Below are 17845 nucleotides of genomic sequence, written 5' to 3'. Positions count from 1 at the left end.
TGCCGAGGGTCGCGTGCGCTGATGAGAGCCGAGTGCGTCGCGTGTGTCGCGAGCGGCCTGTCGCGGTCGAGAAATCTGGTCAGGCTCTGGAAGCCGCGCGATTCCGCGGCAGAACGGGTCACGTCGGCGAGATCGGCACGAGATCGGGGGGCGTGACGGCAGTCGGGTGCTACCGTGGCCGTGCTAGCGCGTGCAAGCCAGGAGGTCCGATGCCCGCCACCACTGCCAAGCGGGTCACCGCCGCCGATGTGGCGCGATCGCTGGGGCTGTCGCGAGCGACGGTGGGGTTCGTGCTCAATGACACCCCGGGTCAGAAGATCTCGGACGCCACGCGCGAGCGGGTCATCGCTGAGGCCAAGCGCCTGGGCTACCGCGCGAACTCCGCGGCTCGTGCTCTCGCGAGCGGGCACAGCAGGATCGTGCTCCTCGTCATGCCGGACTGGCCGCTGGATCACAACCTCCGCACGAACCTCGACGAGGCATCATTGGCGCTCGACGAGGCCGGCTATTCGCTCGTCACCATGACCACGCACGCGGGTGGCAAGGCGCAGCCCCTCTGGGAGACGCTCAACCCCGACGTTGTGATGGGTCTTACTCCCTTCACGCGCGACCAGATCGCAGGATTCCGTGCGGCCGGCGTCGAACACATCGTGCCCGACGCGGCCCTCGAGGACGGTTCGGTGCTCGACGAACTCAGCGACGGCCCGGTGCTCCAGGTTCGCCACCTCATCGGTCGGGGAAGGGCCAGGCTCGCATATGCCGGCGCGGCCGACCCGCGTCTCATCGACCTCACGGAGCTCCGCCACCACGCCGCGGCCTCGGAGGTCGCGGTCAGCCCTGGAGTCGAGCTGGTGGCTTCCGTGGAGGTCGATGCCGTGAATGCCGCCGAGCGGCTGGGCGAATTGCTCGCGGCCGGCGTCGACGGTGTGATCGCCTACAACGACGATGTGGCGGCCTGGCTCCTCGGTGCCGCGCTCCGCTCCGGCGTCGAGGTGCCGGGGCGGCTTGCGATAGTAGGCCACGACGACACCCCTATTGCGTCGCTCCTGGTTCCGTCGCTGAGCACGGTCCGGGTCGACATCGCGGGTCTCGGGCGCTACTTCGCGCAGATGGCGCTGACTGCCGCGGCCGGCGCGCCCGTTCCCGCCGATCGTCCGCGGGCGAGGGTGGAGCTCATCGCGCGCGAGACAACCTGACGCACGCGTTCGGCAGCTTGTCTCGGCTGGGGGCTACTTGCGCGCGCTAGCTCAATGACATACGTTGGTAGCGCGCGCTAGCGCTGTTCCACGAGACATCGGAGTCCGCCCATGGCCCCCACCGACGAGACCGTTACGGTCGTCGACCCGCACCAGCCCTCCGTCGAGGCGCCGACAAAGGTCAGCGGCCTGTTCCTGACCCTTTTCGGTCTGATGAACTTCGGCCTGTATCTGACGGTCATGATGCCGGCGCTGTTCAGCCTTCCCTACAAGGTGCAGCTGCTGGCCCCCCACGACAAGGCACTCACCCTGGGTCTGGTGGCCACGATCGGCGCCGTGGTGTCGATCATCACCGGCCCTCTCGCGGGCGTGCTCAGCGACCACACCCGGTCGCGGTGGGGACGTCGCCGTCCGTGGCTGCTTGGCGGCATCGTCGTGGTTCTCGCCGGCTCCGTCCTGGTCGCCGTCGCACCGTCCGTGCCGCTGCTGATCGTGGGCTGGGTCGTCGTGTGCATCGGCGGCGCCGGTGCGGGCGCGGCGATCATTCCGGTCGTCGCCGAGCGTGTGCCCGAGGCGCAGCGCGGCACGGTCGGAGCGATCGTGGGCGTCGCCACCCAGCTCGGCGGCGTGATGGGCTACACGATCGGCGGGCTGCTCACCGGCAACCTCGTGCTGCTGTTCGTGCTGCCCGTGATCGTGCTCGCGGTCTTCGCGCTGATCTACACGCTCGTCTACCCCGACTCGACGGCACCCGTCGAACAGTCGACCGTCGGCGAGACGTTCCGGATGCTGGTCTTCAACCCGCGCAAGCACCCCGATTTCTCGCTGGTGTGGCTGGGCAAATTCCTCATGCAGACGGCGCTCGCATTCCTCACCACGTATCAGCTGTACTTCCTCGCCGATCGGCTCGGGTTCACGGCGGAGGAGGCGGGCCAGAAGCTCGCACTCGCGGGCGGCATCGGCATCCTGGTCACGATGAGCTTCGCCGTCGCCTCGGGGATGCTGTCCGACAAGCTCCGTCGACGCAAGGTGTTCATCCTCACCGCCTCCGCGCTCAGCGCGATCGGCCTCACCCTGATGGCCTTCGCTGACGGCTTCGGGCTGTTCTTCGCAGCCGTGATGTTCGTGCTCGGCGCCGCCGGGATGTTCGGCTCCACCGACGTCGCCATGGCGAGCGACCTCATCCCCGAGCGCGACCAGGCCGGACGCTGGATGTCGATCTACAACCTCGGCGCAACCATCCCCGGCGCGATCGCGCCGCTCATCGGCGCGGGCCTGCTGCTGCTGGGCGACCCTGCCGGCGGCAACTACACGGCGCTGTTCCTCGCGGGTGCCGTCATCACGCTCGGTACCGGCGTGGTCACGAGCTTCGTACGCGGGGTCCGCTGATGTCCGCGCCGACGCCCCCCGCATCGGTCGACACGCTCGTCGCGCAGCTCACCCTCGAAGAGAAGGCGCTGCTGCTGGAGGGCGTCGGCGCCTGGAACACCAACGGGGTGCCGAGGCTCGGCATCCGTCAGCTGTTCGTCACCGACGGACCCCACGGCGTGCGCAAGGTGCGCGCGAACGCGGGTGCCTTCGGCCTCGCCGAGGCGGAGCCGTCCACCTCGTTCCCCACATCCACCACCCTCGCCAAGACGTGGGACCCCGAGCTTGCGCGCCAGGTCGGCGCCGCGATCGGGCGTGAGAGTGCGGCCCTGGAGGTCGACGTGCTCCTCGCGCCCGGCGTCAACATCATGCGCAGCCCCCTGTGCGGACGCAACTTCGAGTACTTCTCGGAGGACCCGCTCGTCTCGGGCGTCTTCGGCACCGCGTTCGTCCAGGGCGTGCAGAGCGAGGGCGTCGCGACCTCGGTCAAGCACTTCGCCGCCAACTCCAACGAGGACTTCCGGTTCGTCGGCGACAGTGTCGTCGACGAGCGAGCGCTGCGCGAGATCTATCTGCGCGCGTTCGAGCGGATCGTGAAGGATGCCGCGCCCGCCACGGTGATGTGCGCGTACAACCAGCTGAACGGCACATACTGCTCCGACAATCGCGAGCTGCTGACCGATATCCTCCGCGACGAGTGGGGCTTCGACGGGCTGGTGATGACCGACTGGGGCGCCACCCACGATCGCGTAGCCGGGATCGTCGCCGGCTGCGACCTCGACATGCCGGGCGAGGTCGCCCACAACCGCGCGGAGATCATCGCCGCGACCCGCGACGGGCGACTTCCGGAAGAGCTGCTCGACCAGGCGGTCGCGCGCGTCCTCGCCCTCGTCGACCGCTGCTCGGCCGACCACACCGCCGGAGCGGTCGACGCCGAAGGTCACGCGGCGCTCGCGGAGCGGGTCGCGATCGAGGGTGCGGTGCTGCTCGCGAACGACGGCGCGCTGCCGCTCGACGCGAAGCGCAGCGGGCTGGTCGTGATCGGCGAGCAGTTCGAGCGCATGCGCTACCAGGGCGCAGGGTCGTCGCTCATCTCGCCGCCCGCGACGGTGTCGCCCCGCGACGCGTTCGACCGTCGCGACGTCTCGTACACGTTCGCCCGCGGCTACCGGGCGCTCGACCCCCGCATCGACGAGACGCTGGAGCGTCAAGCCCTGGCCGCGGCATCCGATGCCGACACGGTGCTGTTCTTCGGCGGACTCGGCGATCTCGAAGAGAGCGAGGGCTTCGACCGCACGTCGATGGCGCTGCCCGAGGCGCAGGTGCGCCTGCTGAACGGGCTGGTGGATGCCGGTTCCCGGGTCGTGCTCGTGCTGTCGACCGGGTCGCCGGTCGAGATTCCCCGTCACGACGAGCTCGCCGCGGTGCTGCTGCTGTCGCTGCCCGGCATGAACGGGGGCGAGGCTGCCGCGCAGCTGCTGTTCGGCGAGGCGAACCCCTCGGGCAAGCTCACCGAGAGCTGGACGCGCAGCGCCGCCGACGCGAGCTGCGCCGGGGATTTCAACCGCTCGGGCGTCGCCGCCTACTACGAGTCGATCTACGTCGGCTACCGGTTCCACGACAAGGCCGGCACCGACCTGCGCTACCCGTTCGGTCACGGCCTGTCGTACACGACCTTCGCGTACCGCGACCTCGAGGTCACGGTCGAGGGCGGCCGGGTCACCGCGACCGTCACGGCCGTGAACACCGGCGACCGCGACGGCGCGGAGGCCGTGCAGCTGTACGTGCGGAACAACCGTGGCGAGGTCTTCAAGGCCGACAAGGAGCTGCGCGCATTCGCCAAGGTGCGCGTCGCGGCGGGTGACTCGATGCGGGTCGCGCTGTCGTTCGAGCTCGACGACCTCGCCTACTGGGATGTGGAGGACCACGCCTGGGTGCTCGAGAACGGCTCCTACGAGATCCTGGTCGCGGCCTCGGCATCCGATATCCGGCTGACGGCGCCGCTCGTCGTCGATCAGGGTCGCGTCTCACGGTCGCCCTACTCGGCGGCCGTCGACCACGCGTACGCCACGCCACCCGCCTCCGTGCCCGCCGTCTTCGCCGAACTCCTCGGCCGGCCGGTGCCGGTGCTCGCTCGGTCGCGCCGCCTGGGTCTGGAGCGTCGCCTGGGCGATGCCCGACGCTCGATCCTCGGCGGGATCTTCCTCCGTGCCGTGATCGGCCGAGTGAAGAAGGACTTCGAGGCAGCCCTCGCGCTGCCCGACTCGCTCGAGCGCGACGCCCGGGTGAAGAGCACGCACTTCGTGCTGCGGATGATGCCGTCGATGTCGCTGCGCTCGATGGCGATGTCCTCCGCCGGTGAGCTTCCCTTCCACATCGCCGAGGGCCTCGAACTCCTCGCCGCCGGACACCCGATCCGCGGCATCCGCCGACTCGCCGGCACGCCCGAACCCCAGGAGACCCGATGAACATCACCCGCCTCACCGTCGACGGACTCGAGTCCGGCTGCCTGACCGACGAGCCGCCGGTCTTCGCGTTCAGCCTGGCCTCCGAGGTCGCGGGCGAAGATCTCGCATCGGCCACGGTGCGGGTGGGCGACTGGTCGCTCGAGACCACCGAGCAGGTCGGGATCCGCTACGACGGCCCGCTCGAGCCCTACAGCGTGTACGTCCTCGAGGTGACGGCGACCGGCACGAGCGGCGCGACGGCGACCGCGACCACGTCGTTCCGCACCGGCCGCATGCACACGCCGTGGGTGGCGCGCTGGATCACGGACGCGGCATATGAGACGCCGAAGAAGCTCTCGCCCGTGCCGATGGTGTTCCGCACCCGGTTCGCCCCCGAGAAGCCGGTGCGCCGCGCCTGGATCGAGGCCACGGCGCTCGGCGTGTACGAGCTCGACCTCAACGGCTCGAAGGTGGGGAGCGACTACTTCGCCCCCGGCTTCACCTCGTACGGTCACCAGCTGCAGTACCAGTCGTACGACGTGACCGGGATGCTGGGCGCGAGCAACGAGCTCGTCGCCACGGTCGCCGGCGGCTGGGCGGTGGGCTCGTTCACGTTCGCGCGCAAGAACAAGATCTACGCCGACCGGCAGGCGCTGCTGGCCGAGGTGCACCTCGAATTCGCAGACGGCACCCGCGACGTGATCGCCACCGGGACCGACTGGGAGGTCTCGACCGACGGCCCGGTGCGGATGGCCGAGTGGTACGACGGCGAGACCGTCGATGCACGCGTCACCGCCGCGCAGATGACCTGGAAGCGCGCCGACCTCACGGCGCCGCGCACGCAGCCCACCATCACCGCCCAGTACGGCGCCCCCGTGCGCGTGCAGGACGTGCTCGCACCGGTGTCGCAGACCGTCGCCCCGAGCGGCGAGATCGTCTACGACTTCGGGCAGAACTTCGCCGGCGTGATCCACGCCCGACTGCGCGGCAGCGACGGGCAGACCGTCGTGTTCCGGCACGCGGAGGTGCTCGTCGAGGGAGAGCTGTTCGTGAGATCCCTTCGCACGGCGAAGGCGACGGCGACCTATACGGCCGTCGACGGCGAGCAGACCTACTCGCCGCGCCAGACCTACATGGGCTTCCGCTACGTCGGCGTCACCGGCGTCGATCACGCCGACCTCGAGCTCACCGCCCTCGTGCTGCACAGCGACCTGCGGCGCACCGGCACCTTCACGTCGTCGGATGACCGCCTCAACAGGTTGCAGTCCGCGATCGAGTGGGGCGGCCGGTCGAACTTCGTGGACATCCCCACAGACTGCCCTCAGCGCGACGAGCGCGAGGGCTGGACGGGCGACTACGCGGTGTTCGCGACCACCGCGAGCTACAACTTCGACATGGGCCGCTTCCTCGGAAAATGGATGCGAGACGTCGCCGCCGAGCAGACCAAGGGCGGCGGCATCCCGATGGTCGTCCCGCGATCGGGCAACGGGTTCCCCGTGATGGCGACCTCGTGCTGGGGCGACGTGTGCGTGCTGGGTCCATGGGCCGAGTACCGCGCCCGCGGCGATCTCGGGATGCTGCGCGCCAACTACCCCGTCATGAAGAAGTTCCTGAAGGCCGCGGGCTGGTGGTCGAAGCTGCTGGCGACCGGCGACCGCCGCCTGATCTGGCATTTCCCGTTCCATTTCGGGGACTGGGCCGCACCCGAGGGCGGCGCGAAGGAATGGGTCCAGCGTGGGAAGTGGGTCGGAACGGCCTACTACGCCAACTCGTGCGGCATCGTCGCCGAGATCGCCGATCTCCTCGGCGAGCCGGAGGAGGCGGCGCGCTTGCGCGCACTGCGCGCAGACATCATCCGCGCGTACCGCAATGTCTTCACCGACGGCATGGGCACGCTGAAGGGCAAGGGCGACTTCCAGACCGCGTACGTGCTGCCCCTGCACTTCGGCATGACCGAGGGTGCCGAGACGCGGGCGATGGCCGACAACCTTGTGCGCCTCATCGACGCGAACGACGGGCACCTCAACACCGGCTTCCCGGGCACGCCCTACATCTTGTTCGCCCTGTCCGACCACGGCCGCCTCGAGGAGGCCTACGACCTGCTCCTCCAATCCGGCTCGCCCTCGTGGCTCTACATGGTGGATGCCGGCGGCACCACGATCTGGGAGCGCTGGGACGCGCTGCGCGAAGACGGCACCGTCAACATCGCCGACCTCCAGACCGGCAAGGAAGACGGCTCCGGTGGCATGGTGTCGTTCAACCACTACGCCGCCGGCGCTGTGGGTGATTGGCTCTACACCCGGGTCGCAGGCATCGAACCGCTCACCGGCGGCTACAGGACCTTCCAGGTCGCACCTCTGCCCGGCGGCGGGCTGACGTCGGCCGAGGGTGTGGTCGAGACCCCGTACGGGCGCGCCTCCTCGTCGTGGACCATCGCGGACGGCGAGTTCTCGCTGCGCGTCGAGGTGCCGGTCTCGACACGCTGCACCGTCGTCCTGCCCGACGGCACGCAGCGCGAGGTCGCCAGCGGAGTACACCACTTCGCGTGCGTCATCGACGAGGTCGCATCGGTGCCGACCGCCGCGTGACCACCGAGTGCGTGGTGAGTGGTCCGTGTGACCAGTGGACCACTGCATCCCGTTCACCTCGAGCGCGGCGATGATCTCGGGCGCAAGACCAACGTCAACGACGTCACGATTCTGACCGCTGACCATCACTTCGCGCACATCGATCGCGCCCTCGGCGCAGGGGTGCTGGGGGCAGGAGTTCGTCCCCGGGTGGATTCGGGGTTGCGTCAGGGGTGTCGCGGAGTCGCATGCAGGAAGGGCCTCGGAACGTGGGAAAGGTTTGAGAAACCCGACCGCAAACGAGCGTCACTGAGCACAGCGAGGACAGCAGAGATCCCGCGGAATCTCGCGGGACGTCCGCCGGCGAAATAACGGAAATGACGTGCCGTCAGAGTTCAAATCCCTCCGTCTCCGCCGGAAAACCCAGGTAAACGGGTGTGTTCGAGTTGCTGCTGCCGGCGTTGAGACTCAGCCCGGAGGCGCATTCTCGCGCGAAGTGACCCCCGCCGTTTCGGCGCCAGCGTTTCCCCGCGGGCTCGGGAAGTGGACACGTGCAGCACACGTCTGGTGTCCGCGACAGCCCACAGCTTCGACGCCCAGAAGGTCGTAGCCTCAAGGCGAACCCGACCGAGGGTTGATGTCACGAATCCGCGGCCGCGCGCGATCGGCGCGGAGACCGAGTGATGCCGGTGTCGAGCCGGCTGGTCACGCCCCCGGCGGTGCGGGTGGCTCGCTGAGGGCGACCCGCCTGGCCAGCTTCTCGATGTCGGACGGGCCGGACCCGCAGCATCCGCCGATGTAGGTCGCTCCGGCTGCGATCCAGGCATCGATGAGATCGACGTCGAACGGCTGATCGCGGCTCCAGCACTTGGTGCTCGGGTCCCACTGCCCGCCACGGTTCGGGTAGGCGACGGCCGGCAGGCCGGTCTCCTCGACCGCGATGCGGACCGCGTCGAGCACATCGCCCTCGGCCGAGCAGTTCACGCCGGCGGCGACCAGCACGGAGCAGTCCGCGAGCGCCGCGTACGCTTCACGCAAAGGCTGACCGGCGCACGTCTCGGGTCCGCGGATCGAGTAGCTCACCCACGCTGGCAGCCCGATCTCGTCGAGAAGATCCGCGATGACGACAGCCTCGTCGACATCCGGGATGGTCTCGACGGCGAGCAGGTCGGGGCCTGCGGCAGCGAGGAGCTCGAGGCGGGGGGCGTGGAAGTCCCGCAGCCGCTCCGCCGAGACGCCATATCTGCCGCGGTACTCCGAGCCGTCGGCGAGCACCGCGCCGTACGGGCCGACCGACGCCGCGACGAGCCGGCCAGCCGGTGCGTCGCACTGATCGCGGGCCTCGATGGCCAGCGCGACACCGCGGGCGATGAGGCGCCGCGCCTCGTCCTCATCGAAGCCGGCCTCCCGGAAGCCCTCCTCGCTGGCCTGGTAGGTCGCCGCGGTGGCGACGTCGGCACCTGCATCGAAGTACGAGCGGTGTGCGCGACGGATGCGCTCGGGCGCCTCGGCGAGGAGGCTCGCCGTCCAGAGCGCTCCGCCCACCTCGACGCCCTGCTGCTCGAGCGCCGTGGACAGTCCACCGTCGAGCACCGTGACCGTGGATGAAGGGACCATGGAACCATCGTGGCATCGCCGCGACGCGACGGAAGTTGACAAGCGTTCCTAACGCGGGTTAGATGATAACCATCGCGGTTCTAACGCGAGTTAGTTTGCTCAAGGGAGCGCAAGGAACTAGGCCATGGTCAGTCGAGCCGTCACAATGAAGGACGTCGCCGAGAAGGCGGGAGTGTCGCGATCCGCGGTGTCGTTCGTGCTGAACGACCGGACGTCGATGGGGCTCTCCGATGAGACCCGGGATCGCGTGCTCGCTGCAGCGGCAGAACTGGGGTACCGGCCGAATGCCGGAGCCCGCGCGCTCGCGAAGAAGCAGAGCGACTGGTACGGGCTGGTCACCGAGATCGTGACCGCGCCGTTCGCCGTCGACATCATCAAGGGTGCGCAGGACCGAGCCCGCGAGAGCGACAAGTACCTGCTGATCGCGTCGACCGAGTCCGACCCGGCTGCGGAGACGGCAGCGATCGAGCGACTGCTGGAACAGCGGGTCGAAGGCCTCATCTATGCGGCGACGTGGCATCGCGCGGTGGTGCTGCCGGAGATCGCGCGAGAAGTCCCGACGGTTCTTGTCAACTGCTTCGATGCAGAAGGCCGTTACCCGGCGATCGTCCCGGATGAGCGAATGGGGGGACGCCGGGCGACGGAGCGGCTCCTGGCGGCCGGTCACCGCAGGATCGGCCTGATCAATCTGGATCCGGACATTCCTGCCGCCGTCCTGCGGCTCAGCGGCTACCACGAGGTGCTCGCCGAAGCGGGGATCCCGTTCGACGACGAGCTCGAGGTGTCGGGTCACGCGACCGCAGACGGCGGGTACGCCGCGGCATCCACCCTGCTCGATCTCACCGAGCCTCCGACCGCGATCTTCTGCGCGAACGACCGCATGGCGATGGGGGCGTATGACGCGATCAAGGAGCGCGGACTGCGCATCCCTCACGACGTTGCCGTTGTCGGCTTCGACAACCAGGAGCTCATTGCGCGCTACCTGAGGCCGGGCCTGACGACGGTCGCACTGCCCTTCGAACAGATGGGCACTCGCGGCGTGGAACTCCTCGCCGCCATCATCGCGGGCCAGTCGACCGCCACGGGAACCGTGACGATCGACTGCCCGCTCCTCGAACGCGCGTCGGTGTGACTGGACATCTCGTCCGACGCGCAGCCCCTTCGGCTTCAACGAAGAAGAAAGGAACATCCTCATCATGACATTTCCCAGCAAAGCGGTGTTCGCTGCGGTCGCGCTCGCGGCTTCGGCGGCCCTCGCGCTGACGGGCTGCAGCGCCGGTGGAAGCACCAGCACCACCACGGGGTCGCTCGATGGCAGTCAGCTGCTGACGATCCCGCGTGAAGACATGGGGACGTTCGATCGGAACTTCAACCCGTTCGCGAACCCCGACTTCCCGATGACCCACCAGGCCATCTACGAGTCGATGCTCGTCTACAACCCCGCCGACGGCTCCACGACCCCGTGGCTCGCGACCGACTGGGAGGTGGCCCCCGACAGCACGGCCATCACCTATCACCTGCGCGAGGGCGTCACCTGGTCCGACGGCGAGCCGTTCGTCGCCGACGACGTCGTCGTGTCGTTCGACCTGCAGCGCGAGGTTCGCGGTGGGTTCGACTACATCGAGTCCGTGACCGCCGTCGACCCGCTCACGGTGCAGTTCGACTTCAGCGAGCCGTTCTCGCCGGCACTGCTCGACATCGGCCAGCAGGTGATCGCCCCCGCCCACATCTGGAACGACGTCGACGACCCGACCACGTTCGCCAACGAGGACCCGGTGGGGACCGGGCCGTACACCGAGATCACCAGCTTCCAGACGCAGTCCTTCGATCTGGGCAAGAACCCCGAGTACTGGCAGCCCGAGAAGCAGAGCATCGAGGGCATCCGGGTGCTCGCGTTCTCGGGCAACGACGGTGCCAACCTCGCCGCGGCCAACGGCGACGTCGACTGGGCGCCGCAGTTCATCCCGAACATCGACAAGGCCTACGTCGAGAAGGATCCCGAGCACCGGTTCTACTGGTTCCCCCCGACGGGGTCGATGATCAACTGGCAGTTCAACACCACCAAGGCGCCGTTCGACGACCCCGACGTGCGCAAGGCGCTGTCGATGGCCGTCGACCGCGAGCAGGTCACCCAGATCGGCATGCAGGGGTACACGACGCCTGGCGACTGCACCGGACTGAGCGGCGGGTACGACACGTGGCGCGACGACTCCGTCGCCGAGTCGTGCACGTGGACCGAGCGCGATCTCGAAGGCGCGGGGGAGCTGCTGGATGCCGCGGGCATCACTCTCGGAGTCGACGGCGAACGGGTGCTGCCCGACGGCACGCCGTTCGCCTTCGACTTCTCGGTCGGCTCGACCTCGAGCGACTGGGTGTCGGTCGGGAACGTCATCGCGCAGAATCTCGCCGAGCTCGGCGTGACCGTGACCGTCGCGGCGAAGGACTGGGGCGACGTCGTCGCCGGGTACGAGAACGGCACCTTCGACTCCGGCATCGTGTGGAGCGCCAACGCACCCACGCCGTACCAGTTCTACCGCGGCGTGATGTCGGCTGAGACGGTCAAGCCGGTGGGAGAGCAGACGTTCGACAACTACCACCGATTCGGCAGCCCGGAGGCGGACGCACTGCTCGCGGAATTCGCGGCGGCATCCGACGAGCAGAGCCAGCACGACGTCATGGACGAGCTGCAGGCGCTCTTCGCCGAGGCCGCGCCGGTGGCGCCCCTGTTCCCCGGTCCGGAGTGGGGTGCGGCCAGCACCGCGCGGTTCACCGGGTGGCCTGCCGAAGACAACCCCTACGCGACGCTCTCGACGCGCTCGCGGACGACGGTGCTCGTGCTCACCACGCTCGAGCCGGTCGTAAACGACTGACCGATCGCGTCGTCCTGCTGCGCCGCCCGCGTGGCGCAGCAGGACGACCGAGGAGACGCATCATGGGCTACATACTGCGACGGCTCGGGTTCTATCTCGTCGCGTTCTGGGTGTCGATCACCCTCAACTTCTTCCTTCCGCGCTTCATGCCCGGCGACCCCGTGTCGCGCATGGTCGCTCGACTGCAGGGACAGATCCGCCCCGACCAGATCGAGGCGTTGAAGGAGACCTTCGGGCTCAGCGACGCCCCGCTGTGGGAGCAGTACCTGCGCTACCTGGGTGGGATCTTCAGCGGCGATCTGGGGTTCTCGGTCTCGCGGTTCCCGGCCCCGGTGCTCGACGTGATCTCGGGTGTGCTCGGCTGGACACTGCTGCTCGGCTTCGTGTCCCTGATCATCGCGGTCGTGATCGGCAACGTGCTCGGCATCCTGGCAGCCTGGCGGCGCGGCGGGATTCTCGATTCCGTTGTCCCGCCCGTGCTGATCTTCATCGGGTCGTTCCCGTACTTCTGGCTCGCGATGGGGCTGCTCTATCTCTTCGGCGTGACGCTGGGGTGGGCGCCGTTGCGTCATGCGTACGCGGTGGGCACGATGCCGGAGTTCTCGTTCGCCTTCATCGGCGACGTCGCGTACCACCTGATCCTGCCGGCCACCTCGATCGTTCTCGTCTCGATCGGCGGCTGGATGCTGGGAATGCGCAACACGATGATCGCGACCAACGCCGAGGACTACATCGTCATGGCCGAGGCGAAAGGTCTCCGCCCCAACCGCGTGATGATGCAGTACGCGGCGCGCAACGCGCTGCTGCCCTCCGTGACCGCATTCGGCATGTCGCTCGGCTTCGTCGTCGGCGGTGCCCTGCTCACCGAGGTCGTCTTCGCCTACCCGGGGGTCGGCTACACGCTGCTCGCCGCAGTGCAGAACCTCGACTATCCCCTCATGCAGGGGCTGTTCCTCACGATCACCACCGCCGTGCTGATCGCGAACTTCCTCGTCGACATCGTGTACGTGCGGCTCGATCCGCGCGTGCGCGTGAGCTGAACGGAGGGTGTGAGATGTCACTCGCACAAGATCCCCGGACCATGGCCGAGATCGGCCTCGGCTCGCCCCCGGACCCCGACGGGCACGTTGTCGCCGTGCCGCCACCGCGCCGACGTCGCGGCGGCGGAGGACTCGTACGCGGACTTCTGGGCAATGCCAAGGCCGTGTCCGGCATGGTCATCCTCACCGTGTTCATCCTGGTGGCACTCCTCGCTCCGGTCATCGCACCCGGCGACCCCACCCTCATCCAGGGCATCGGATCGCAGCCGCCGTCGTCCGAGCACTGGCTGGGCACGACCGCAAAGGGCCAGGACGTCTTGGCCCTCAACGTGTGGGGTGCGCGCTCGTCGCTGTTCGTCGGCTTCACGGTCGGCATCCTCTCGACGTTCGTGGGCCTGCTCGTCGGGCTCGGCTCGGCGTATCTCGGCCGCACCGTCGACAACCTGCTGTCGCTCGTGACCAACGTGTTCCTGCTCCTTCCCGGGCTCCCGCTGCTGGTGATCCTCGCCGCATTCCTGCCGCAGGGCCTCGGCACCGTCATCCTGGTGCTGGTCATCACCGGCTGGGCGGGATCGGCCCGAGTGCTGCGATCGCAGGCGATGTCGATCCGCGGTAAGGACTTCGTCGCAGCATCCCAGGTGACCGGTGAGAGCGGCCTGCGCATCATGTTCCGCGAGATGCTGCCGAATATGGCGTCGATCGTCATGAGCACGTTCCTCGCGTGTGTGATCTTCGGCATCGGCGCGCAGGCCGGCCTCGAGTTCCTGGGTCTCGGCGACATCAGCACCGTCAGCTGGGGCACGAACCTCTATTGGGCCAGCAACGACGGCGCCCTGCTCACCGGAGCGTGGTGGGCGTTCGTCCCTCCCGGCGTCTGCATCGCGCTGGTCGCCTTCGCTCTCGCACTCGTCAATTACGGGGTCGACGAGACCACCAACCCACGCCTGCGCCGGCCGCGCCGTCGCACCACGCCTGACGCGCCCACGCGCGTCGCCGACCGCACCCGCGAGGAGGCATCGCGATGAGCGCTCCACTGCTCGAGGTCGAAGACCTCACCGTCGAGTACGTGACGGAGGCGCGCACCGTGCGCGCCGTCGACCGCGTCTCGTTCTCCATCGCCGAGCGCGAAGTATTCGGACTCGCCGGTGAATCGGGATGCGGCAAGTCGACCATTGCGAACGCGATCCTGCGGCTGCTGCGCGACCCCGCCCTCATCGCGGGAGGCTCGATCCGCTTCGCCGGCACCGACGTTCTCGGGCTGAGCGCCGAGGAGCTCCGCGCATTCCGGTGGCGTCAGGTCGCGATGGTGTTCCAGAGCGCCATGAACTCGCTCAACCCGGTCATGACGATCGGCGATCAGATCGGCGACATCTTCACCACCCACGAGGGCCTGTCGAAGAAAGCCGCGCTCGGCCGCGCCGGGGAGCTGCTCGACCTCGTGGGCATTCCCCGCGACCGACTGCGCTCCTACCCGCATCAGCTGTCGGGCGGGATGCGCCAGCGCGTCGTGATCGCGATGGCCACGGCCCTGCGGCCGCCGCTGCTCATCATGGACGAGCCCACGACCGCGCTGGACGTGGTCGTGCAGCAGGAGATCATGGCGCAAATCAAGGAACTCCAGCAGGAGCTCGGCTTCGCGATCCTCTTCATCACGCACGACATGTCGCTCATGGTCGAACTGTCGGACCGCATGGCGGTGATGTATGCGGGGCGTTTCGTCGAGACCGCTCCGGCGCACGGGATCTTCGACGCGCCGAGACACCCGTACACGCGCGCCCTGATGAACGCCTTCCCACCCATGTCGGGTCCGCGCACGCGGCTGAGAGGTCTCGGCGAGGGCGTGCGGTTCCGCGACATCCCCGACCTCGTGGAGGTCGCACCGACGCACTGGGTCGCCCCGAGTGGCGACGGCTCTCTGATCACGGAGGCGATCTCATGAGCGAGCACACCACCCCCGCGACCCCGGTGCTCTCGACCCGGGGTCTGGAGAAGACGTTCATGATCGGCGGCGCGCTGTCACGCTCACGCGTGCGAGCGCTCGGCGGAGTCGACCTCGACATCGCCCACGGCGAGATCGTGGCGCTCGTGGGCGAGTCGGGCAGCGGAAAGTCGACGCTCGCGCGCTGCATCGCGCGACTCGAACAGCCCTCGGGCGGCACGTTCCACTTCGAGGGGCAAGACATCATGGCGACCTCGAAGCGGCGCGCGACGCGAGAATACCGCTCGGCGGTGCAGATGATCTTCCAAGACCCGTTCGGGTCGCTGAACCCCGTGCACCGCATCGGCCACTTCCTCGAGCGTCCGCTGCGCATCCACGGCGCTGCCGCCGGACGCGCCGAGCTCGAGCGCGCCAAGCTCCGCCTCCTGGAGAAGGTGGGCCTCCCGGCCGAGATGCTCGAACGCTACCCGCACGAGCTGTCCGGCGGCCAGCGCCAGCGCATCGCGATCGCCCGCGCGCTCGCCGTGAACCCGCGACTCATCCTCGCCGACGAGCCCACGTCGATGCTCGACGTCTCGGTGCGCATCGGCGTGCTCAATCTGATGCGGTCGCTCTGCGAGGAGCAGGGCATCTCGATGCTCTACATCACGCACGACCTGGCATCCGCGCGCTACATCGCCGACCGCATCGTCGTGATGTTCGCAGGCGAGTTCGTCGAGGGCGGCGACGCGATGGAGCTGCTCGCGAACCCTGCGCATCCCTACACGCGCCTGCTGATCTCGGCGGTTCCCGACCCGAAGCGCACGGCGCCGTTCGACCCGGTCGAGCGTGCCCAGCTGCGCCGTGAGGTGCTGAACCCGACCACGTGCGCGTGGGCTGAGACGGGGGACGTGCCCTGCTCTGCGGAGAAGGCCGTCTTCCACCACGTGAGCGACCAACCCGAGCACTGGGTGCGATGCGGGAGGTACGCTCCGCCGGCCGACGCGCCGGGCACCGCGCTGGAGCTTCCCGACCACGAGAAAGGCGCCGCATGACCGCGCACCCGCTGACCACTGTGACGATCCCTTCCGCGCTCCTCGACCGAGTGGAGCAGGATCGGCATCGTCCTGCATTCCACTTCGTCGCGCCGGCGGGGTGGCTCAACGATCCGAACGGCCTCACGCAGCACGGCGGCTGGTACCACCTCTTCTACCAGCACAACCCGCACGCGCCGGTGCACCACGCAATCCACTGGGGGCACGCGCGCAGCACCGACCTCGTGCACTGGGAGCACCTGCCCATCGCGCTCGCGCCGAGTCCCGGACCCGACGGCGAGGGCTGCTGGTCGGGCGTCCTCGTCGACGACGACGGGACGCCGACCCTGGTGTACTCGGGGCGTCACGACGGCATCGAGCTGCCGTGCGTCGCCACCGGTGACAGCGAACTCGTGGAGTGGAGGAAGGATGCCGCGAACCCCGTGCTCGTCGCACCCCCCGCCGATCTCGATGTCGTCGCCTTCCGAGACCACTGCGTGTGGCGCGAAGACGGCCGCTGGCGTCAGATCATCGGCTCCGGGATCCGCGACGTCGGCGGCGCCGCCCTTCTGTACGACTCCGACGACCTGCGCTCATGGCGGTACGTCGGTCCCCTCCTCGTCGGCGATCACACGCGACAGGACCGGACCGCGGCTGACTGGGAGGGCACGATGTGGGAGTGCGTCGACCTGTTCCCTGTCGGCGACAACCACGCGCTCGTCTTCTCGTCGTGGGACGACGGCGTCACGAACCACCCGCTGTACTGGGTGGGCGACTACCGCGGCGACAGGTTCGAGCCGCGCTCACTCCACCGCCTCGACCTCGGCGGGCGCTTCTTCTACGCACCGCAGTCGTTCCGCGACGAGGCGGGTCGGCGCATCATGTTCGGCTGGATGCAGGAGGGGCGAACGGATGCCGCGACCCTCGACGCGGGGTGGTCGGGAGCCATGTCGCTCCCTCGCGTCGTGACGGCGCGTGCCGACGGCACGCTGCACCAGGCGCCGGTGCCCGAGCTCGATGTGCTCCGGGGAGCCGCACTGTTCGACGGCGACGCGGCGCTCGTCGGCGACCGGGTCGATGGCGATCAGCTCGACCTCGACCTGGAGGTGCGGCTCGAAGACGGCGGGTCCGTCGAAGTCACGGTGCTCGCCACCCCCGACCGGGAAGAGCGCACAGTGTACCGGCTCAGCCGCGACGGCGACGCCGCGCACCTCACGCTCGACCGAGTGGCGTCGAGCCTCGACGAGACGACCGACGCCCAGCCGCTCGGGGGCGCGATCCCGCTCGAGGGCGGCGGCGCGGTGCGGCTGCGCATCATCGTCGATCACTCGGCAGTCGAAGCGTTCGCGAACGGCGTGCCGCTTGCTGCCCGGGTCTACCCGACGCGGGTCGATGCAACCGGCGTCTCCGTCGCACTCGACCGCGGGCGCGCCGCGCTGCGCGCGTGGCCCATGGCGACCGCGAGGTGATCGAGGCCGCTCCCTCCCAGGCGGGGAGGGAGCGGCATCCGTCCCGTGACCGGGGTCAGCCTCGGTGACTGAACGGGCCGCCGTATCTCCTGTGGAGAAGCGACCCGACGGATTCAGGCGGCGGCCGCCCCGGTCATGATCGCCACGCATCGGTCATGCATGGGTCAGGCTCCGGCGACGCCGACGGAGCCCGGCGACCTGCCCCACGCGCGCGAAGATCCCCGCGCCGATCATCACCCGCTGCCCAGAGCGACCGATCCGACGAGGCTGATCCTTCCCGGGTGCGGGTGGCCTCCGTCGCTGGGGGACGGGAGTCACC

12 protein-coding genes are annotated in these 17845 nt (G+C 69.0%); 11 read left to right on the top strand and 1 reads right to left on the bottom strand.

Annotation, left to right across the window (positions count from 1 at the left end; translation table 11 throughout):
* Positions 1-209: 209 nt before the first annotated feature.
* From HQM25_RS14855 to HQM25_RS14840, 4 genes are all read left to right on the top strand, one after another.
* Positions 210-1196 (top strand): LacI family DNA-binding transcriptional regulator, encoded by a 987-nt coding sequence (locus HQM25_RS14855; RefSeq protein WP_172990932.1) that lies wholly within the window; start codon positions 210-212, stop codon positions 1194-1196.
* Between the two features lie 111 nt (positions 1197-1307).
* Positions 1308-2585 carry an MFS transporter gene (locus tag HQM25_RS14850; protein ID WP_172990931.1) on the top strand — a complete coding sequence of 426 codons (1278 nt, stop codon included), beginning with the start codon at positions 1308-1310 and terminating at the stop codon, positions 2583-2585.
* Positions 2585-5032, top strand: coding sequence for a glycoside hydrolase family 3 N-terminal domain-containing protein (locus tag HQM25_RS14845; RefSeq protein ID WP_172990930.1), 2448 nt, complete (start codon positions 2585-2587; stop codon positions 5030-5032). Before HQM25_RS14850 ends, HQM25_RS14845 begins: the two co-directional genes overlap by 1 nt.
* Positions 5029-7599, top strand: coding sequence for a family 78 glycoside hydrolase catalytic domain (locus tag HQM25_RS14840; RefSeq protein WP_172990929.1), 2571 nt, complete (start codon positions 5029-5031; stop codon positions 7597-7599). The genes HQM25_RS14845 and HQM25_RS14840 overlap by 4 nt, the downstream gene beginning before the upstream one ends.
* Before the next feature lie 684 nt (positions 7600-8283).
* Here HQM25_RS14840 and mmuM read toward each other — a convergent pair.
* Positions 8284-9195 (bottom strand): homocysteine S-methyltransferase, encoded by a 912-nt coding sequence (gene mmuM / locus HQM25_RS14835; protein WP_172990928.1) that lies wholly within the window; start codon positions 9193-9195, stop codon positions 8284-8286.
* Between the two features lie 124 nt (positions 9196-9319).
* On the opposite strand from mmuM, the gene HQM25_RS14830 reads away from it, so the two are divergent.
* The 7 genes from HQM25_RS14830 to HQM25_RS14800 all read left to right on the top strand — a co-directional run bounded on the left by HQM25_RS14830 (position 9320) and on the right by HQM25_RS14800 (position 17526).
* Positions 9320-10327, top strand: coding sequence for a LacI family DNA-binding transcriptional regulator (locus tag HQM25_RS14830; protein ID WP_217275155.1), 1008 nt, complete (start codon positions 9320-9322; stop codon positions 10325-10327).
* 64 nt (positions 10328-10391) lie between these two features.
* A complete protein-coding gene (locus tag HQM25_RS14825) occupies positions 10392-12065 on the top strand; it encodes an ABC transporter substrate-binding protein (protein WP_172990927.1) in 1674 nt (557 codons plus the stop codon).
* 62 nt (positions 12066-12127) lie between these two features.
* Complete coding sequence (locus HQM25_RS14820) at positions 12128-13105, top strand: ABC transporter permease (RefSeq protein ID WP_172990926.1); 978 nt, start codon at positions 12128-12130, stop codon at positions 13103-13105.
* 41 nt (positions 13106-13146) lie between these two features.
* Positions 13147-14130, top strand: a complete 984-nt coding sequence (locus tag HQM25_RS14815; protein ID WP_172991694.1) for an ABC transporter permease — start codon at positions 13147-13149, stop codon at positions 14128-14130.
* The gene (locus tag HQM25_RS14810; RefSeq protein ID WP_172990925.1) at positions 14127-15044 is read left to right on the top strand and encodes an ABC transporter ATP-binding protein; all 918 of its coding nucleotides are present in this window, start codon (positions 14127-14129) and stop codon (positions 15042-15044) included. The genes HQM25_RS14815 and HQM25_RS14810 overlap by 4 nt, the downstream gene beginning before the upstream one ends.
* The gene (locus tag HQM25_RS14805) at positions 15041-16078 is read left to right on the top strand and encodes an ATP-binding cassette domain-containing protein (protein ID WP_172990924.1); all 1038 of its coding nucleotides are present in this window, start codon (positions 15041-15043) and stop codon (positions 16076-16078) included. Before HQM25_RS14810 ends, HQM25_RS14805 begins: the two co-directional genes overlap by 4 nt.
* Positions 16075-17526: a glycoside hydrolase family 32 protein gene (locus tag HQM25_RS14800; RefSeq protein ID WP_172990923.1), complete on the top strand. Its 1452-nt coding sequence runs from the start codon at positions 16075-16077 to the stop codon at positions 17524-17526. Before HQM25_RS14805 ends, HQM25_RS14800 begins: the two co-directional genes overlap by 4 nt.
* The last annotated feature ends 319 nt before the right edge of the window (positions 17527-17845 follow it).

Origin of the sequence: Microbacterium hominis, from assembly GCF_013282805.1 — a bacterium.
GTDB classification, from domain to species: domain Bacteria; phylum Actinomycetota; class Actinomycetes; order Actinomycetales; family Microbacteriaceae; genus Microbacterium; species Microbacterium hominis_B.
Note: the sequence above shows the minus strand (reverse complement) of the source record. Positions and strands in the feature narration are given on the sequence as shown.

Coding starts and splice junctions, on each gene's coding strand:
- HQM25_RS14855 (WP_172990932.1), top strand. CDS start 210: ATGCCCGCCACCACTGCCAAGCGGGTCACCGCCGCCGATGTGGCGCGA.
- HQM25_RS14850 (WP_172990931.1), top strand. CDS start 1,308: ATGGCCCCCACCGACGAGACCGTTACGGTCGTCGACCCGCACCAGCCC.
- HQM25_RS14845 (WP_172990930.1), top strand. CDS start 2,585: ATGTCCGCGCCGACGCCCCCCGCATCGGTCGACACGCTCGTCGCGCAG.
- HQM25_RS14840 (WP_172990929.1), top strand. CDS start 5,029: ATGAACATCACCCGCCTCACCGTCGACGGACTCGAGTCCGGCTGCCTG.
- mmuM (WP_172990928.1), bottom strand. CDS start 9,195: ATGGTCCCTTCATCCACGGTCACGGTGCTCGACGGTGGACTGTCCACG.
- HQM25_RS14830 (WP_217275155.1), top strand. CDS start 9,320: ATGGTCAGTCGAGCCGTCACAATGAAGGACGTCGCCGAGAAGGCGGGA.
- HQM25_RS14825 (WP_172990927.1), top strand. CDS start 10,392: ATGACATTTCCCAGCAAAGCGGTGTTCGCTGCGGTCGCGCTCGCGGCT.
- HQM25_RS14820 (WP_172990926.1), top strand. CDS start 12,128: ATGGGCTACATACTGCGACGGCTCGGGTTCTATCTCGTCGCGTTCTGG.
- HQM25_RS14815 (WP_172991694.1), top strand. CDS start 13,147: ATGGCCGAGATCGGCCTCGGCTCGCCCCCGGACCCCGACGGGCACGTT.
- HQM25_RS14810 (WP_172990925.1), top strand. CDS start 14,127: ATGAGCGCTCCACTGCTCGAGGTCGAAGACCTCACCGTCGAGTACGTG.
- HQM25_RS14805 (WP_172990924.1), top strand. CDS start 15,041: ATGAGCGAGCACACCACCCCCGCGACCCCGGTGCTCTCGACCCGGGGT.
- HQM25_RS14800 (WP_172990923.1), top strand. CDS start 16,075: ATGACCGCGCACCCGCTGACCACTGTGACGATCCCTTCCGCGCTCCTC.